Source organism: Mesorhizobium sp. BR-1-1-10 (assembly GCF_020165595.1).
In the GTDB taxonomy this organism is placed as follows: domain Bacteria; phylum Pseudomonadota; class Alphaproteobacteria; order Rhizobiales; family Rhizobiaceae; genus Mesorhizobium; species Mesorhizobium australicum.
This window is the reverse complement of the sequence record NZ_JAIUIL010000014.1, coordinates 1-17,766: the sequence shown is the minus strand read 5'-3', so window position 1 is coordinate 17,766 and position 17,766 is coordinate 1. Positions and strand designations below refer to the sequence as shown.

Below are 17,766 nucleotides of genomic sequence, written 5' to 3'. Positions count from 1 at the left end.
CTAAAATTACTGCACCAATTCTTTGCGCACCGCCGCGATATCGTCCGACGAGACCGCCGGAGCGGAATTGCCCCAGCTGCCGCGCACATAGGTCAGCACGTCGGCGATTTCCTGGTCCTTCAGCCGCCATGCCAATGAGGGCATCGAAGGCGTCGTCGGCGCGCCGGCCGTGTGCACGGCCTGGCTTCCGGCGAGAACGATGCGGGCCAGGGTCTCGGGATTGCCCTGCGCGACGATCGAGTTGCCGACAAGCGCCGGGAAAAGCGCTCCGGCCCCGGCGCCATCGCCGCCATGGCAGGCCGAGCAATTGTCATGATAGATCGCCGCGCCCGCCACCATCCGCGCCTCGTCGGGCTTGGGCGCCTGCGCATTGCCGGTGTCCGGCCCCAGGCTCTTGAGATAGACGGCCACGGCCTTGAGGTCGGGTTCCGTCATTTTGGAGGTCGAGTTCTCGATCGCCTCGGCCATCTGACCGGATGCGATCGAATGCGCGTTGACGCCGGTCCTGAGGTAGGCGACCACATCTTCTTGCGACCATTTGCCCAGGCCGGATTGGGCATTGTTGGTGATGTCGGGGGCGAACCAGCCTTGCAGCGAGGCGCCTTGCAGGAAGCCGCTGTCTTGGTCCGCTCCAAGGAACGATTTGGGCGTGTGGCAGGTGCCGCAGTGCCCGGCGCCCTGGACGATATAGGCGCCGCGGTTCCATTCCGCCGATTTGGAGGGGTCGGCCTGGAAGCTTGCCTCGCTGAAGTTGAGAAGGTTCCAGCCCCACATCGCCAGCCGGATGTTCAGCGGGAACGGCAGCTGGTTGGCTTCGACCTTGTTCGAGACCGGGTCGACCGTGGTCATGTAGGCCCACAGGTCGGAAATGTCCTGCTCGTTCATCCTGGTATAGGCGGGGTAAGGCATGGCGGGATAAAGCCGCACGCCATTGTGGCCGACGCCGGTCTTCATCATGTTGCGGAAATCGCCCTCGGACCAATTGCCGATGCCCGTCTCGTGGTCGGGCGTGATGTTGGGCGGCACCAGTGTGCCGAAAGGCGTTTCGAGCGGCAGGCCGCCGGCCAGCGGCTTGCCGCCCGGCCTGGTATGACAGCCCGCGCAATCGCCGAGCACGGCCTGATACTGGCCACGGATGATCTGGTCGGCCTGGTCGGCGGCGAGCGCCGGGGTGATCGCCAGCATAGCGGCGCCGGCGGCGGCGGCGAGCGTCCTCATGCCTGCACCAAGGGCGCGCCGGGATTGCGCAAATAGTGATTGCGGATGCCGTCAGCGGCGCGGTAGGCGAGCGCGCCGACCGTTCCCGTCGGATTCTTGCCGGCATTCTGCGGAAAGGCCGAGGCGCCGATGACGAAGACGTTGGGTACATCCCAGCTTTGCAGGAAGCTGTTGACCGCACTCTTCCTAGGGTCCGTTCCCATGATGGCGCCGCCCGTATTATGGGTACTTTGATAAGGGACGCTGTCCCAGCCCTTCTTGCGGCGGCCGACATTGTACTGCTTGCCCCCAAGCGTCTTGGCGATCTCCTCCATCCGGTCGCAGAGATAATTCGACATCCGGATATCATTGTCGGGAAAATCGAAGGTCATGCGCATGAGCGGCCGGCCGAAGCGGTCCTTGTAGGTCGGATCGAGGTCGAGGTAGTTGGTGCGCGTCGCATAGCTGCTGCCCTGCGAGGAGAAGCCAAGCGTGCTTTTGTAGCCCGCGACGGTCGCCTTCTTCCAGGCGCTACCCCATTTCGGCGTGCCGGGCAGCGTCGGCCTCGTCCCGATCGGACGTCCATTGGTGGGAATGCAGTTGATGCCCGCGCCGCCGACGAAATCGAGGCCGCCATGGTCGAAGGCGTCGCCATTATAGTCGTCGATCGTCTGTCCGAGCGCGCCCGCGGCAATGAATGGGTTGAAGTTCTTATCGTCGAAGAACACCTGCACGCCGGCATTGGTCTGGTAGCAATAATTGCGCCCGACGGTGCCCTCGCCGGTAGCGGGATCGTAGATCTTGCCGATGCCCGACAGCATCATCAGCCGGGCATTGTGCAGGCCGTAGGCGCACAGAAGCACGAGATCGGCCGGCTGGAAGAATTCCTGCCCCGACGTATCGACGTAAGTGACACCTCGCGCGGACTTGCCGCCGGCGGCGAGATCGACATGCAGCACCTCGCTGTCGGTGCGCACCTCGAAATTGGCCTTCTTCATCAGCACGGGAAGGATGGTGGTCTGGGCGCTGGATTTGGAGTAGTTGGCGCAGCCGAACCGCTCGCAGAATCCGCAGTAGGTGCACTGCCCCATGGTGATGCCGAGCGGATTGACATAGGGCCGCGACATGTTGGCGGACGGTGTCGGGAACGGGTGCAGTCCCATGGACCTGCCGGCATTGGCGAACAGGGTCGGCGCGTAGGTCATCTCCATTGGCGGATTTGGGTAATCCCGGGACCTCGGATCCTCGAACGGGTTGCCGCCTTCCTGTATCTGCCCCTGGATATTGCCGGCCTTGCCCGAGATTCCCGCCAGATATTCGAACTGGTCGTAATACGGCTCCATCTCGGCGCCGGTCACGCCCCAGTCCTCGACCTGGAGATCGGCGATCCGCGCCGCGCCATACTTCTTGGTCAGGTTGGTCTTGATCTGGAAGTCGGAGTCCCAGAACCGCCAGGTGTGGCCGTTCCAATGGACGCCTGCGCCGCCGACGCCGTTGCCGGGCAGGAACGAGCCGAAATCGCGCATCGGCAGCGCCGTCTGCGAAGGGTCGTTGCGCATCGTCATGGTTTCGACTGCTGGCTGCAGGAACAGGTCGCGCCGCACGCTGTAGCGCAACTCGTCCTGCGCATAGCCGATGTTGAAATCGGTCGCCGTGTCGCGCCAGGGACCACGCTCGATGGCCAGCACGTCCAGGCCCTGATCGGTCAGTTCATGCGCAAGGATGGACCCCGTCCAGCCGAGGCCGACGATCACGACGTCCTTGCGGGGCAGTATCGTCGTCATGGTCAGCTCCTTTTCACGAGCCATTCCGGGCTGCCCTCGATCGAGACGGGCGGCCGCGGATAGGGCTGATTGTGCTTGCTGACGTGATCCCGGTAGTCATAGCGCGCGCCGGGGAAACCAAGCATGCGCCACGACACCATGTCCTTGTTGCCGCCATAGACCGGATCGGCAAAGAACCCTTCCATCGTGTTCTGCAGCAGAAGTCCGAAGAAGCCGGCAGCCTTGACTCCATTGGGCAAGTCGACCTTTCCAGCCTCCATCGCCGCCAGGAACGTATCCTGATCGGCTGGCTGGAGTTCGGTGAACGCCTTGCCATCGCGCTGCTTCAGGAAAGCGTCGATGGCGGCGAGGCCGGAGCGGTAGCGCTGGGCGGGGTTTGCCTCCCCCTGGTAGCCCTGCGTGGGCAATCCCGGCAGAAACGGTCCTTTTGTGTAGAGCCGGCTCGACGTTCCGAACGCGCCCGTCAACTGACGGTCTATATAGACGGCGCAGCCGGCCTCCTTGCCGCCCATCGACAGATCGTCGGCGGGGATGATGCGGTCGACGATAGCCTCGACCAGCGCGGCCTCCTGCGGCGTGAAGAACTGCCAGCCGCCGGACACCACCTGCATAGGAGGATCGGAAGACAGCGGCGCCCAGGGCAGCGAGCCGGACAAGGATCGGGCAAAACCTGCCGATGTTGCCGTCACTGTAAACATCGCAGCCGAAGACAGAAAAAGACGCCGGCTCAGTCGGACAGTATTGCGATGATCCATCGAAGGCACCCCGACAGCAACAGAAGCGCGCCGGATGTTGCGCGCAAAATCATGACCAACCCAGTTAAGTTTAGATCGCATCCATCAATTGACCGCAGCGTGCGAAAAGAAACCGGGATCGTCAAGCAGATCACAAAATCGTTAGATTGGGCCAGACCTTATGCTTATCTACATCCGCTAATGTACTGACGGCTAAAAAGGATATCTTGCAGCAGCTTGACGCAAGGACGCCGTTGGCGCGACGCCTGCGGCGGCGCCCGCAACGACGCAAACCGTCGGGCGGCGCCAGCGGTCGTGGAAACGCCCCGCATGCATGCCGGCAAACGGGGCGTCCGATGTATGGCTTGTCACCTCAGAGGGTGTGGGGGCTAGATCCCGCCCACGTCGAACCGCAGCCGCTTTGCCGAATCGATCGACTTGTGGCCGCGCACCTGCTCCAGCACCTTCTCGGGGAACGGGGCGTCGAGATAGAGCAGTGCGATAGCGTCACCGCCCGGCCGGTTGCGGCCAAGCTGGAAGTTGGCGATGTTGACGTCGTTCTCGCCGCAGACAGTGCCGAGCAGGCCGATAATGCCGGGCGCATCGGCATTGGTCGTATACAGCATGTGCTGGCCGACCTCGGCGTCGAGATTGATGCCCTTGATCTGAATGAAGCGCGGCTTGCCGTCCGAAAAGCAGGTACCGGCGATCGAGCGCGTCATGTGCTCGGTCTTGACGGTCAGCTTGATGTAACCGTCGAAGACGCCCGATTTGTCGCGCTTGACTTCGGCGACGATGATGCCGCGCTCCTTCACCATGATCGGCGCCGACACCATGTTGACGTCGGCGACCTGCGGCCGGATCAGTCCGGCCAGGGCGGCACTGATCAGCGCCCGCGTGTTCATCGTCGCGGTCGAGCCGTCGAACAGGATCTCGACCTCGCTGATCGGATCCTCGGTGACCTGGCCGACAAAGGCGCCCAACACTTCGGCGAGCTTGACGAACGGCTTCAGCCGCGGCGCCTCTTCCGCCGTGATCGAGGGCATGTTGATGGCGTTGGAGACCGCGCCCTTGATCAGGTAGTCGGCCATCTGCTCGGCGACCTGCAGCGCGACATTCTCCTGCGCTTCCGCCGTCGAGGCGCCAAGGTGTGGTGTCGCCACCACGTTCTCCATGCCGAACAGCGCATTCTGCTCCGCCGGTTCGACCTCGAACACATCGATGCCGGCGCCTGCCACCTTGCCGCTCTTCAGCGCCGCGACCAGGTCGGCCTCGACCACCAGCCCGCCACGCGCGCAGTTGATGATGCGCACGCCATTCTTCATCTTGGCGATCGCCGCCGCATCGATGATGTTGCGGGTCTTGTCGGTCAACGGCGTGTGCAGCGTGATGAAGTCGGCGCGGGCGAAGAGTTCGTCCAGTTCCACCTTGTCGACGCCGAGCTCCTCGGCGCGCTTGTCCGACAGGAACGGGTCGAAGGCGACGACGTGCATCTTCAGCCCGACGCCGCGTGTGGCGACGATCGAACCGATATTGCCGCAGCCGATGACGCCCAGCGTCTTGCCGGTGATCTCGACGCCCATGAAGCGGTTCTTCTCCCATTTGCCGGCATGGGTCGAAGCGTTGGCTTCCGGGATCTGGCGGGCGAGCGCGAAGATCATCGCCACGGCGTGTTCGGCCGTCGTGATCGAATTGCCGAAGGGCGTGTTCATCACGATGATACCCTTGCGGCTTGCCGCCGGGATATCGACATTGTCGACACCGATGCCGGCGCGACCGACGACCTTGAGATTGGTAGCCGCGTTGATCAGCTTCTCGGTGACCTTGGTCGCCGAACGGATGGCGAGGCCGTCATACTTGCCGATCACTTCGAGCAGCTTTTCCTTGTCCTTGCCGAGGTCGGGCAGATAGTCGACCTCGACGCCGCGATCCTTGAATATCTGCACGGCGGTGGGAGAGAGTTTGTCAGAGACGAGAACGCGGGGCGCCATGGCGGCCTCCTTGAAAATGAAATTGACCCGGGAACGGACGGCCCTCGGGGCCGCCACGGAAACTCTCAGGCGGCCGCTTTGAGCGACGCCTTCTGGCTGGCAAAGGCCCAGTCGAGCCAAGGCAGCAGCGCTTCGAGATCGGAGGTCTCGACGGTTGCGCCGCACCAGATGCGCAATCCCGGCGGGGCATCGCGATAAGAACCGATGTCGTAGGCGACGCCTTCCTTGTCGAGCGTCGAGACCAGGCCCTTGGCAAACGCCGCCTGTCCATCAGCGTCGAGCGCCGCGATATCGGGGTCGGTGAAGGACAGACAGACCGACGTGTTCGAGCGTGTCGCCGGGGCCACCGCAAGATGGCCGAGCCAGGATGATCTTTCCACGAACCGGTCGAGCACGGCGGCATTGGCATCCGCCCTGGCAATCAGCGCATCGAGGCCGCCGACCGACTTAGCCCAGTTCAACGCGTCGAGATAATCCTCGACGCAAAGCATCGACGGCGTGTTGATGGTTTCGCCCTTGAAAATGCCCTCGATCAGCTTGCCGCCCGAGGTCAGGCGGAAGATTTTCGGCAACGGCCATGAAGGCTTGTAGCTCTCCAGCCGCGCTACGGCACGCGGCGACAGGATCAGCATGCCATGCGCACCCTCGCCGCCCAGCACCTTCTGCCAGGAGAAGGTCACGACATCGAGCTTCTCGAAGTCGAGCCTTTGCGCGAAGGCCGCTGAAGTAGCGTCGCAAATGGTCAGGCCCTTGCGATCGGCGGGAATGAAGTCACCGTCCGGCACGCGCACGCCCGAGGTCGTGCCGTTCCAAGTGAAGACCACGTCGCGATCGAAATCGATCTTGGCCAGATCCGGCAGCGCGCCGTAGCCAGCCTCGATCTTGCGCACATCGGCGAGCTTCAATTGCTTGACGACATCGGTGATCCAGCCGGAGCCGAAGCTTTCCCAGGCGACCATGTCGACGCCGCGCTCGCCGAGCAGCGACCACAGCGCCATCTCGACGGCACCTGTGTCGGAGGCCGGCACGATGCCGATCCGGTAGTCGGCCGGGACCTTGAGTATCTCGCGCGTCAACGCGATCGCCTGCTCGAGCTTGGTCTTGCCGATCTTGGCGCGGTGGGAGCGGCCGAGCGCGGCAGCTTTCAGCGCCTCGACCGACCAGCCGGGACGTTTTGCGCAGGGACCAGAGGAAAAATTGGGATTTGCCGGACGGAGTCCGGGCTTCGTAAGCGTCGTCATCGTGGTCTATCCTTCCAGATAGTGGCCCCTCGTTGGGGAGGGGTGGCCCACGGACGGCGATATGCGTTCAGGCTTCGGGCGTCAAGAGGAAAGTTTTTGTCGCTGCCGGGATACCGGATGCATGTCGCCCAAAAGTGCGCGGCGGTTTTGGGACAACGACATGCATCAAACAGGAAAGCTCCGCGATCAGCATCTCGTGACCGCAAACGCAAACGGCGGACCACAGGGATCCGCCGTGTTCGTGCCAGGCGTCATATGGCTACCAGAGATCGTAGCGCAGACCGACCTTGACCTGATGATAATCCAGGCCCTTTTTGAAGACAGGGTTGCCGACATCGTCTGCCGTCACGTATTTCGCCGAAGGCAGCGCCGTGTATTGATAGCCAACATCGACGGCAACATTCTTGCTGACCTGATAAGCAAAGCCAGCGCCCAGCGTATATGCCAGGCTGAACTGCTTCTCCGACTTCGTCGTCCCATCGTAGCCGCTTGGATCGTCGCATTCAAAGATCGTCGTGGTCGAACCCACTGTCGTCGAGGAATTGCGGCAATTGCGAGCGCCTTCAGCGTACTTGTAGGTGCTGTACGCTATGCCAACACCGCCTCCGACATAGGGCGTGATACCGACATAGGTGCCCAGATCGACAAACGCGCTGGCCATCACATCGTAAGCCTTGTTGTCGCCGCTGTTGGAGCTTTCGCACCCGCGGGTGCTTGGGCCGGCGAATACGCTTGTACTGCCGCCGCTGGTAACGCTCACCGTCTGCGTCCCATCGCAAGTGCTGTCGAATTTGCTGGAGAATTTGCTTGTCGGCAGCAGACCGAAGTTCAATTCACCGCGGAAATAGTCATTGAAATGATACCCCATGCCTATCGAGGCGGATAGCGGGCTGGTGTCGTGGGTCAAGCCGGCCGGCGTTTCCGAAATCTCATATGGCTTGTTGAACGCATATCCGACATCGCCGCGCAGGTACCAGCCGGAGCCGACCTCGACCGGCACATAATCCGGCGCCTGGTCGACATAGATCGGCGGATCGTAGTCGGCGGCGATTGCAGGCGTCAGCGGCAACAGCAGTGCGGCAAGCGCCAGCGCCATACGCGATATTGATATCATGGTCCCCGGCTCCCGAATTCGGCGCCGTCAAACAAGCAACGGCGGCCAACGTTTCATGAGCCATTGTTAACCATAGTGGTTAAGTGCCGGTTAAGGCTAACAGAGGGTTAGCGAATTGATTTCGAACGGGCTGACCTCGGCTCATCTCAAACGAAAACCGCCCGGCTGATGCCGGGCGGTCGACGAATTCCTGGAAGCTTCGAAGCGATTACTTGGTGTAGATCGGCTCGGGCTCCGGCTGATAGGCCACCACCGGCGCGGCGCAACCGTTGTTGCCGCCGAACTGGTAACGCAGACCGCCGCGCACCTCGTGGGTGTTGAAGCCGTGATCGAAGCCCGGCCCGGCGCCCGGCGTGGCGCCGGCTGGACCATACTCGAACATGCGACCGCCTTGAATATGGGAGAAACGGTAGCCAGCATCGAGGATGACTTTGTCGGTCAAGCAGTAGGAGGCGCCGGCCATGACCGCGTACGCGAAGCGCCAGCTGGATGTTCCGGGGTTGGACTCGGTTGCGCCCGGGGTCGGGTCGTAGACGGTATCCCATTTGACGCGCGCTCCGCCGATACCGGCGCCGACATAGGGCGTGATGCCGTGCCAGGTGCCGATATCGACATAGGCATTTGCCAGAAGCAGCAAGGCGCTCATCTTCGACGACTCGACCGAGACCGTGGTGAGATCCGAGGTGCCGCCGTTGAAGTTCGACTTGAACCAGTAGTCGGCGGTCAGGTCGGTGCGGAAGTGTTCGTTGATCTTGTAGCCGACGCCGCCGCCAAGCGAGAAGCCGCCCTTGAGCTTGCCATAGTCGAAGGACTTGCTCCCGGCGACCCCGACAGGAGGCCCGCACGGGCAAGGCGCGGCGCCGTAGGTGATGTAGTCGATGTCACCGACCTTCGACTTGTGATAGTCGAGGTCGCCACGGATATACCAGCCGCCGACATCGACCGGTTGCTCATAGACCGGCGGCGGCGCTTCTTCGACTTGCGGCTCGGGCAGGTCAGCTGCGAACACCGGCCAGGCCAAGCCCGCGAACAGCAGCGCGAACAGGGCCTTTCTTGCTGTATTGAACATGCTTGTCACCCCTAGAAACCTCGGAACGGCGATCGCGTCCGAATAAGATTGGCTTTCAGGCGTGGATAATGAATTGCAAAAGTTAAAAGGCGTTTAACCCTGTCGATTAACCACGAATCTCCAGAATCCCGGAGATCTGGCAAGGATTTCGACAGAAAGAGACCGATCCTTTGCCAACAAAAAAGCCCGCCGGAGGGGCGGGCTTCGATGCAATGAAGGCGGCGGCGTGACGCCTTCGAGGCTGGCGGGGATCAGGCGGCGCTGCTGCGGGTTTCCGAGATGACCCCGACGATGTCGTTGACGACGGCCTCGACCAGTTGCGGATCGTCGCCCTCGGCCATCACACGGATCAGCGGCTCGGTGCCGGATGGACGGATGACCAGCCGCCCGGCCTTGCCGAGACGATGGCGGGCGTCCTCGATCGCGGCCTTGACCGGGGCTTCCTCCAACGGTTTGCCGCCGGCGATGCGAACGTTCTTCAGCAGTTGCGGCACCGGCTCGAACTTCTTCGACAGTTCGCTGACCGGGCGGCCTTGCCGCTTGATGCAGGCCAGCACCTGCAGTGCCGAGACCAGCCCGTCGCCGGTGGTCGAGAAGTCGGACAGCACGATGTGGCCCGACTGCTCACCACCGACATTGAGCCCATGCGCGCGCATATGCTCCACGACATAGCGGTCACCGACCTTGGTGCGATGCAATTGCAGCTTCATGTCGCCGAGAAAGCGCTCGAGGCCGAGATTGGACATGACCGTCGAAACGACGCCACCGCCAGCCAGCCGCCCGCTCTGGTGCCAGGACTCGGCAATCAGCGCCATGATCTGGTCGCCGTCGACGATGGCGCCGTTCTCGTCGACGATGACGACCCGGTCTGCATCGCCATCAAGCGCGATGCCGATGTCGGCGCGCACTTCGTGCACCTTTTTCTGCAGATCGGCGGGATGGGTCGAGCCGCATTCCTTGTTGATGTTGAAGCCATTGGGTTCGACATTGATGGCCACGACTTCGGCGCCCAGTTCCCACAGCGCCTCGGGCGCCACCTTGTAGGCCGCGCCATTGGCACAGTCGACGACGATCCGCAGACCCGAAAGCGACATCGAGCGCGGCAAGGTGCGCTTGGCGAATTCGATGTAACGGTCATGCACGCCGTCGACGCGCTTGGCGCGGCCAAGCCCGTCGGAATCGGCGAGCGCCAGTTCGATATCCTTGTCGAGCATGCTCTCGATGCGCTCTTCGATCTCGTCGGACAGCTTGTAGCCGTCTGGGCCGAACAGCTTGATGCCGTTGTCGTAGTAGGGATTGTGAGAGGCCGAGATCATGACGCCAATGTCGGCGCGCAGCGAGCGCACCAGCATGGCAACCGCCGGGGTCGGGATCGGGCCGAGCAGAAACACGTCCATGCCGGCGGCGCAAAGGCCGGCCACCATCGCGTTTTCGATCATATAGCCGGACAGCCTGGTGTCCTTGCCGAGCACGACACGATGGCGATGGCTGCCGCGCTGGAACGAAAGGCCGGCGGCCATGCCGACCCGCATGGCGATTTCCGCGGTCATCGGAAACTTGTTGGCGCGCCCGCGAATGCCGTCCGTGCCGAAGTAATTCCCTGCCATGCCAGTCAGTTTCCTTGGTTGTCCTTAGCCGGCACGTCATGCCACAATTGGCCGTCGTGCCTTGATCACATTGTGTGATTATATGTTACCAATCCTTAGAAAATCATTGTTGTGCGTTGCACACAACATGGCCGCAGCCTAGCACGGAGACGCTGTGGCGTCACATATACCAGTTTTGCCAGCCATTCGGCGCGGATACATCCCGAGAATTCTTGCCTCGGCGGCAGTCAGGCCGAATGATTTCATCACCTTGTCGTTAGAAAGCGATTTCGGCGATATATAAGCCGCTTGGCATCTGGCGCAACCGACCGTTGAGCGTTATTGATTCGCTGGGACGTATAATGGGCTGCAGCCACGGAGAAACGCTATGCTCATCCACCGAATTGCTACTCTGACCGGCCTTGCGGTCGCGACGTTGTTCCTGGCCGCGCCAGCCAACGCGCTGACGATGGCCGAGTGCAGCACGAAGTACAACGCCGCCAAGGACGCTGGGACACTTGCCGGGGCGACCTGGAACCAGTTCCGCAAGGCACAGTGCGGCACTGACGCCGCCGCCACCACCGACACCAAGGCGGCCACGACCAAGGCTGCTGAAACCAAGCCGGCCGAAGCCAAGCCGGCCAAGACCACCAAGGCCGCCGCAGCGGCCAGCGACAGCACGGCCAAGGGCCTGACCGCCAAGGAATGCAGCACCAAGTACCAGGCGGCCAAGGCCGCCGGCACATTGAACGGCATGAAGTGGAACGACTTCCGCAAGGCCGAATGCGCCGCTGGCGCATCCGCCGCCGCCGACACCGTCAAGCCGGCGACCACCAAGGCTGCGACCACGACGGCCGCAGCTTCTGGCAAGGGCCTGAGCATGGCCGAATGCAGCACCAAGTACCAGGCTGCCAAGACGGCGAACACGCTGAAGGGCATGAAGTGGAACGACTTCCGCAAGGCCGAATGCGGCGCCAGTGCCTCGGATGACGACAGCGTGCCCGCTCCAAGCGAGGCGAGCTACACCAAGGAACCCGCAAAGCCGACGACGGTTGCCCCCAAGGGCGTCACCTTCCCGTCCGCGATCTCGCCGAAATATGCCAGCGAGACCCCCGGAAAAGGCCGCATGCATACCTGCCTTGACCAGTACTATGTCCTCAAGGACGCCAACGCACTTGGCGGTCTGAAGTGGATCCAGAAGGGCGGCGGCTTCTACAGCCTCTGCAATGCCAAGCTGAAGGGCTGAGCCGCGCATAGCATCCCCCCCGGGATCGATGGGGCATGACGGTGAATTGAATTAGATGAAATCTGGCAAGGCCAGGCAAAGGCCCGCGATGCATCTGCTTCGCGGGCCTTTTGTTGCGCACGAAGACGCCAGGGTCTTGCTCGCGTCTGCATATCGCGGAAGCTGCCTGTATCATCGCTTACACTCTCGCCGCGAGGCTGATTGGTAACTCATGAAAATTCTGATTGAACATATCAGGAACAAACAGTATACAAAACACGTCTGAACTTGTCATCAACCAGGAGGATCTTATGCCCAGTTTAAAATTGGCGGTATTGGCTGTGACGGCATTGGTTGCTTGCGGCGTCGCCCCTGCAAGCGCATTGACGATGAAGGAATGTGGCGAGACCTATCGGACAGCCAAGGAGAGCGGCACTCTGAATGGCATGGACTGGGCCGCTTTCCGCAAGGAGAAATGCGCGACGTCGGCTGCGGAGAGTGTCAGCGCGGATAAGGTCGAAACCGCACCGCAGCCGAAAAAGGAAACCAGCGCGGCACTTGCCCCCACCGTAGCGCCAGCGGGCGTAACATTCCCGACCACCCTCGCCGCCGAGTTCGAGACCGAAAAGCCCGCGAAGGCACGGATGAAGACCTGCCTGCAGGGTTACCATGGCAACAAGGAGGCAGGTACGTTGAACGGCCTTCGCTGGATCCAGAAGGGCGGTGGTTATTACAGCCTGTGCAATGCGCGGCTGAAAGCTGAATCATAAAAAGCGATAACGGCGGAAAGCGGTTCACCGTTTTTCCCGCAGACGTGGCCGTTATCCTCAGGCTGTCCCGAGGATCTGCTGTCGGGCGACATCTGGACCTCGGGCTAGCCCGAGGTTGACGTTCCAAATGTACGTCCGGCCAGCCTCCTGATGCGATGTCGCCCAAAGGTGGTTTGGGGGCGACGACATACTTAGAAGCAAAGACTTAAAGCGCGTCGGGGATAGCGTCAAAGAACAGAGCGGTTCTGCGTTCCGTGAAACGGTGAACCGCTCTGGTCTAGCTTGACGGCTGTGGCTCCATGCCGCCTTCGGGCTCGGGACCCTTCTTGCGGCGGCCGCCGGACTTCGGCACGGCCGAGCCACGGCTCGGCGGCGTGTCGTCGCCGAGGTCGCGCGAGGGCTTGTTGCCCGCGATCAGCTGCTTGATCTCCTCGCCCGACAGCGTCTCGTATTCGAGCAGGCCCTGCGCCAGCGCGATCCATTCCTTCTTCTTCTTGGTCAGCACCGACTTCGCCGTCGAATAGGCCTCGTCGATCAGGCGGCGCACCTCGCCGTCGATGATCTGCGCGGTCTCTTCCGAAATGTTCTGCGTGCGCGCCACCGAATGGCCGAGGAACACTTCCTCCTGGTTGTCACCATAGGCGACATGGCCGAGCTTGTCGGAGAAGCCCCAGCGCGTGACCATGGCGCGCGCCAGCTTGGTCGCCTGCTCGATGTCGGAGGAAGCACCGGACGTGATGTTCTCCTTGCCGAACTTGAACTCCTCGGCAACGCGGCCGCCCATCATGATGGCGAGGCGCGAGACCATGTATTTGTAGCTCATGGAATAGCGGTCGCCTTCCGGCAACTGCATGACCATGCCGAGCGCGCGGCCGCGCGGGATGATGGTCGCCTTGTGCAGCGGATCGGCCGACGGCACGTTGAGCGCCAGGATGGCGTGTCCGGCCTCGTGATAGGCGGTCAGTTCCTTCTCGGCCTGGGTCATGGCCGACGAGCGGCGCTCGGCGCCCATCATGATCTTGTCCTTGGCGTCCTCGAACTCGGCCATGGTGACGAGGCGCTTGTTGCGCCGCGCCGCCATCAGCGCGGATTCGTTGACCAGGTTCATCAGGTCGGCGCCGGAGAAGCCGGGCGTGCCACGGGCGACGACCTTGAGGTCGACATTGGGCGCCAGCGGCACGTTGCGCACATGCACCTTGAGGATCTTCTCGCGGCCGACGATGTCTGGGTTCGGCACCACCACCTGGCGGTCGAAACGGCCTGGACGCAGCAACGCCGGATCGAGCACGTCGGGCCGGTTGGTGGCGGCGATCAGGATGATGCTTTCGTTGGACTCGAAGCCGTCCATCTCGACGAGCAGCTGGTTCAGCGTCTGCTCGCGCTCGTCATTGCCACCGCCGAGGCCGGCACCGCGATGGCGGCCGACGGCGTCGATTTCGTCGATGAAGATGATGCAGGGCGCATTCTTCTTGGCCTGGTCGAACATGTCGCGGACACGGGACGCGCCGACGCCGACGAACATCTCAACGAAATCCGAACCCGAAATGGTAAAGAACGGCACGTTGGCTTCACCGGCGACCGAACGGGCAAGCAGCGTCTTGCCGGTGCCGGGAGGGCCGACCAGCAGCACGCCGCGCGGAATCTTGCCGCCGAGGCGCTGGAACTTCTGCGGATCGCGCAGGAATTCGACGATCTCTTCGAGGTCTTCCTTGGCCTCGTCGACGCCGGCGACGTCCTGGAAGGTGACGCGGCCATGCGCCTCGGTAAGCAGCTTGGCCTTCGACTTGCCGAAGCCCATGGCGCGCCCGGAGCCGGACTGCATCTGGCGCATGAAGAATATCCACACGCCGAGGATGAGGATCATCGGCAGCCACGAGATCAGATAGCCGAACAGCGAATTGGAGCCGTCGGTCTCGGGCCGCGCATTGATGGTGACGTTCTTGTCCTGCAGCCGCGAGACCAGCTGGGGATCGCCGGGCGAATAGGTCTGGAAGCCGCTGGAATTGTCGGTGTAGTTGCCGGTGATGCGGGCGCCCGCGATGGTCACCGTCTTGACCCGGCCGGCCGCGACGTCCTGCAGGAACTGCGAATAAGGCACATCGCTCGAAGCCCCGCGCGTCTGCGGCGTCTGGAACAGATTGAAGAGGGCGATGAGCAGGACCGCTATGATCGCCCAGAGCGCGAGGTTGCGATAGTTCGGATTCATCAATTGTCCCGTTGGCGTCCGCGAGCGGACAGCATCATGAGAGGAAACTTGGGCCTAACATAGGGAGAGCGTACCCCCTTGCCAAGCAGAACAGCATGTCTGGGTTAAGCTTTCGCCCAGCATCAACCGGCACTAGGGCCACGCAATGGCAGGGCGGGAAGCGGCGCCGCGCCGATCAACCCGGCGACGGCGCGCGCCGGGGCCAGGTCGAAGGACGGCAGGAAGCGGGCAAAGGGAGCAACGACCGGCGAGGCCGCGAACCCTTGCGATGTCGGCCAATCAGGCTCCGGACCCACCTTCTCGACGGCTTGCAGCCATCCTGGTTCCGCCGCCAATGCGGCACGCAGCAGGCTTGGCGGGGTTTCGTCCCGGCCTACAGCCAGCCGCTTCGCCGCCATTGCCCCGAATGGCGCGATCAACAATGCGCCGCCGGCGTCGTTCAATGTGATTTGGCGGCGCCCATCCCAGATGGCGCCGTCGATCGTTGCCGCCGCCGCCGGCAAACCGCGCATCTCCCGACGCAGGAAGATGCCGGCGCGCCGGAAGTCGACCACTGTCCGCGACAATGTGGCGCAAAGAAATCCGGCTTTCAGCCGGGCGAACAACGCCTCGCCGCGGGCCTGGTCCGGCAGGAAGGCAATCCCGCCTGACGTCGCCAGGAGCACGCGCAGTGCGTATACGGCCGCCCGATCGGCGCCGGCGCCGAGCAGGGCCGGATCGAGCCGGATGAGGCCCGCCGCCGGCTGGCTGGCAAAGCGCTCGATCAGACGGGCGGCCTCACCGCCAAGCCGCGTCCGGTCGCCGGCCTGCCGCGCGGCCAACGCCAGCGCGTCGTTCATGCGCTGCGCGCCGGCCTCCCCGGCAAGGGCTGCGCGCATGCGCGTGCGCTCGAAAGCTTCATCGGCATTGGTCGGGTCCTCGGCCCAGCCGACCTGTTGGCGCCGCAGGAAATCGCGCAGCGCATCGCGCCGCACGCCAAGAAGCGGTCGCACGATCCAGTCGCGCCAGTCATGCAGGGTGGCGGGCGCCATGCCGGCGAGGCCCCGTCCCTCGTCGCGGGTCGCATCGTTGCGATCGCGCCGCATCAGCACCGTCTCGGCCTGGTCGTCCGCTGTATGTCCGGTCACGATCAGGCCGATGCCTTCCGCCCGGGCGGCGCTGGCCAGCAGCTGGTAGCGCGCCTCGCGCGCCGCCGCCGGCAGGCCGGTCGACGGCTTGGCGCCGGACCAGGCCAGCATGCGGTGGGCGATGTCGCGATCCGCGCAAAGCTTCGCCACGGTCCGCGCCTCATCAGCCGAACCTTGCCGCAAGCCGTGGTCGATTGTGACCGCGAGCAGCTTCGCGGACGGTGCGGTTTTGTCGAGATGCTGTTTGAGAAGGAGAAGGAGCGCAGTCGAGTCGCTGCCCCCGGATACGGCCGCTACGGCGCCGTTGGAAAAATCGATATGCGAAAAGAGTCCGGTCGAAAGATCAGGCCCCGTATCGAGCATCAATCCATGTCGCCAAAAAGCGGTCCCGGTTTTGGGACTACGAGACCCCCAGAAAAAATCAGCACGCAGCCAGGGCCTTCTCCTGCTTGACGCGTTCCTTGAGTGTGCTGGAAATATCGGGATAGCGCTTGCCGACCTCGCTGAAGGTGGCGCAGGCAACATCGTGCTGCTTGAGACCGACCAGCGACACGCCCAGCTTCAACAGCATGTCGGGCGCCTTCTTGGCTTTGGGATAATCCTTGCTGGCGGCGAGGAACACTTCCGCCGCATCGCGGTATTTCTGCTGGCCAAGCAGCGATTCCCCCAGCCAGTAATGCGCGTCCGCCGCCTTCGCGTCCTTGGGGAAGCGCGAGATATGATCGCGGAAACCCTGTTCGGCGGTGCCGTAGTCACCCGACAGGATGAACTGGTAGGAGTTGCGATAAAGCTCTTCGGGATTGTTGGTCGCGGGCAGCGCCGCGACCACCGTGCCGCCGGCCTTGCCGGCCTTGGCCGGCGCGCTGGCGGCTGGTGCCGTGTCCTGTGCCGGCGCGGTTGCCTGCGTGCTGCCGCCAGCATCGATCACATTGCCATTCTTGTCGACAGTGATGGACCCAAAGGTCTTTTCGGGCGCTCCCTTGCCGGGGATCACCTTGCCGGGGTCACCGTCGGGTGATTCGACGATGACGTCCTCGACCGTCTTGCCGCCTGTGGATTGATCGCCGCCCGGCGCGGCCCCGGCATCGGCCGGCGCCTGGGTTGCCGGGGCCGAGGCCACGTCGGTGTTGGTTCCGGTGGTGGCATCTGATTTCTTCTGCGCCGGCGGTTGTCCACCTTGCGAGCCGCCTTCAAGCTGCTGGAAGCGGAACTCGTTGTCTTCCTGCTGTTTGCGGATCTGCTCCTGCATCTGCAGGATCTGGAAATTGAGTTCCTCGACCTTGCCGGTCAGCTGCCGCATTTGGTCCTCGAGCCCGGTCACGCCGGCGCCGCTCGACTGGGCGAGCTGGACCTGATCTTGCTTTTTCTTCTCGCCGAAAAGGCTGGGCAACTCGAGTGTCGGCAGATGGAAGGAAAAGCCGGTCTCGGCTGTTTGCCCTGTACCGCTCGCCGAAGCGGTTACGCCTGATAGGAGCAGCAGCGCCAGCGTGCCGCTTAGAACCGATCTCAAATGCATGTGTCTCTCGCCGTCCAATCGTTAGCTTGTTCGCGCCTTCCAATCGATGTGAGACCAGCCAAGCGCCCTCGGCTCATAGCAGGGCGCGAGACTTCGGCCAAATTTTGTTTCGGGTGTCAGGACATGAAAAAGGCGGCCCGAGGACCGCCTTTCGCAAAGAGGTGTTGTATTTTTGCCATCTGTGCCGTGGGGGGGGGGGGGGGGGG

Annotated in this window: 13 protein-coding genes; 2 read left to right on the top strand and 11 right to left on the bottom strand. The window is 63.0% G+C overall.

Annotated elements, in window-relative coordinates:
• Positions 1–6: 6 nt before the first annotated feature.
• From LB555_RS25470 to glmM, 8 genes are all read right to left on the bottom strand, one after another.
• A complete protein-coding gene (locus LB555_RS25470; protein ID WP_224684065.1) occupies positions 7–1,218 on the bottom strand; it encodes a c-type cytochrome in 1,212 nt (403 codons plus the stop codon).
• On the bottom strand, positions 1,215–2,981 hold the full coding sequence (locus tag LB555_RS25465; protein ID WP_224684064.1) for a GMC family oxidoreductase: 1,767 nt from the start codon (positions 2,979–2,981) through the stop codon (positions 1,215–1,217). The genes LB555_RS25470 and LB555_RS25465 overlap by 4 nt, the downstream gene beginning before the upstream one ends.
• Before the next feature lie 2 nt (positions 2,982–2,983).
• Entirely contained in the window at positions 2,984–3,592 is a 609-nt protein-coding gene (locus LB555_RS25460) for a gluconate 2-dehydrogenase subunit 3 family protein (protein WP_224684063.1), read from the bottom strand.
• Between the two features lie 512 nt (positions 3,593–4,104).
• Positions 4,105–5,706 (bottom strand): phosphoglycerate dehydrogenase, encoded by a 1,602-nt coding sequence (gene serA / locus LB555_RS25455; RefSeq protein WP_015315282.1) that lies wholly within the window; start codon positions 5,704–5,706, stop codon positions 4,105–4,107.
• Positions 5,707–5,771: 65 nt separating this feature from the next.
• Positions 5,772–6,947, bottom strand: coding sequence for a phosphoserine transaminase (locus LB555_RS25450; RefSeq protein WP_224684062.1), 1,176 nt, complete (start codon positions 6,945–6,947; stop codon positions 5,772–5,774).
• 259 nt (positions 6,948–7,206) lie between these two features.
• Positions 7,207–8,061, bottom strand: a complete 855-nt coding sequence (locus LB555_RS25445) for an outer membrane protein (protein ID WP_224684061.1) — start codon at positions 8,059–8,061, stop codon at positions 7,207–7,209.
• Positions 8,062–8,269: 208 nt separating this feature from the next.
• On the bottom strand, positions 8,270–9,130 hold the full coding sequence (locus LB555_RS25440; protein WP_015315279.1) for an outer membrane protein: 861 nt from the start codon (positions 9,128–9,130) through the stop codon (positions 8,270–8,272).
• Between the two features lie 251 nt (positions 9,131–9,381).
• Positions 9,382–10,737: a phosphoglucosamine mutase gene (glmM, locus tag LB555_RS25435; RefSeq protein ID WP_015315278.1), complete on the bottom strand. Its 1,356-nt coding sequence runs from the start codon at positions 10,735–10,737 to the stop codon at positions 9,382–9,384.
• Between the two features lie 367 nt (positions 10,738–11,104).
• Here glmM and LB555_RS25430 point away from each other — a divergent pair, with 367 nt between their 5' ends.
• On the top strand, positions 11,105–11,962 hold the full coding sequence (locus LB555_RS25430; RefSeq protein WP_224684060.1) for a hypothetical protein: 858 nt from the start codon (positions 11,105–11,107) through the stop codon (positions 11,960–11,962).
• Between the two features lie 290 nt (positions 11,963–12,252).
• Complete coding sequence (locus LB555_RS25425; protein WP_015315276.1) at positions 12,253–12,711, top strand: hypothetical protein; 459 nt, start codon at positions 12,253–12,255, stop codon at positions 12,709–12,711.
• Between the two features lie 277 nt (positions 12,712–12,988).
• Here the strand turns inward: LB555_RS25425 and ftsH are convergent, their stop codons facing one another.
• The 3 genes from ftsH to ybgF form a co-directional block, all read right to left on the bottom strand.
• Positions 12,989–14,917: an ATP-dependent zinc metalloprotease FtsH gene (ftsH, locus tag LB555_RS25420; protein WP_015315275.1), complete on the bottom strand. Its 1,929-nt coding sequence runs from the start codon at positions 14,915–14,917 to the stop codon at positions 12,989–12,991.
• A 122-nt stretch (positions 14,918–15,039) separates the two neighbouring features.
• Positions 15,040–16,407 carry a tRNA lysidine(34) synthetase TilS gene (gene tilS / locus LB555_RS25415; RefSeq protein ID WP_015315274.1) on the bottom strand — a complete coding sequence of 456 codons (1,368 nt, stop codon included), beginning with the start codon at positions 16,405–16,407 and terminating at the stop codon, positions 15,040–15,042.
• A 58-nt stretch (positions 16,408–16,465) separates the two neighbouring features.
• Positions 16,466–17,560, bottom strand: a complete 1,095-nt coding sequence (ybgF, locus tag LB555_RS25410) for a tol-pal system protein YbgF (protein ID WP_140720002.1) — start codon at positions 17,558–17,560, stop codon at positions 16,466–16,468.
• Positions 17,561–17,766 lie beyond the last annotated feature (206 nt).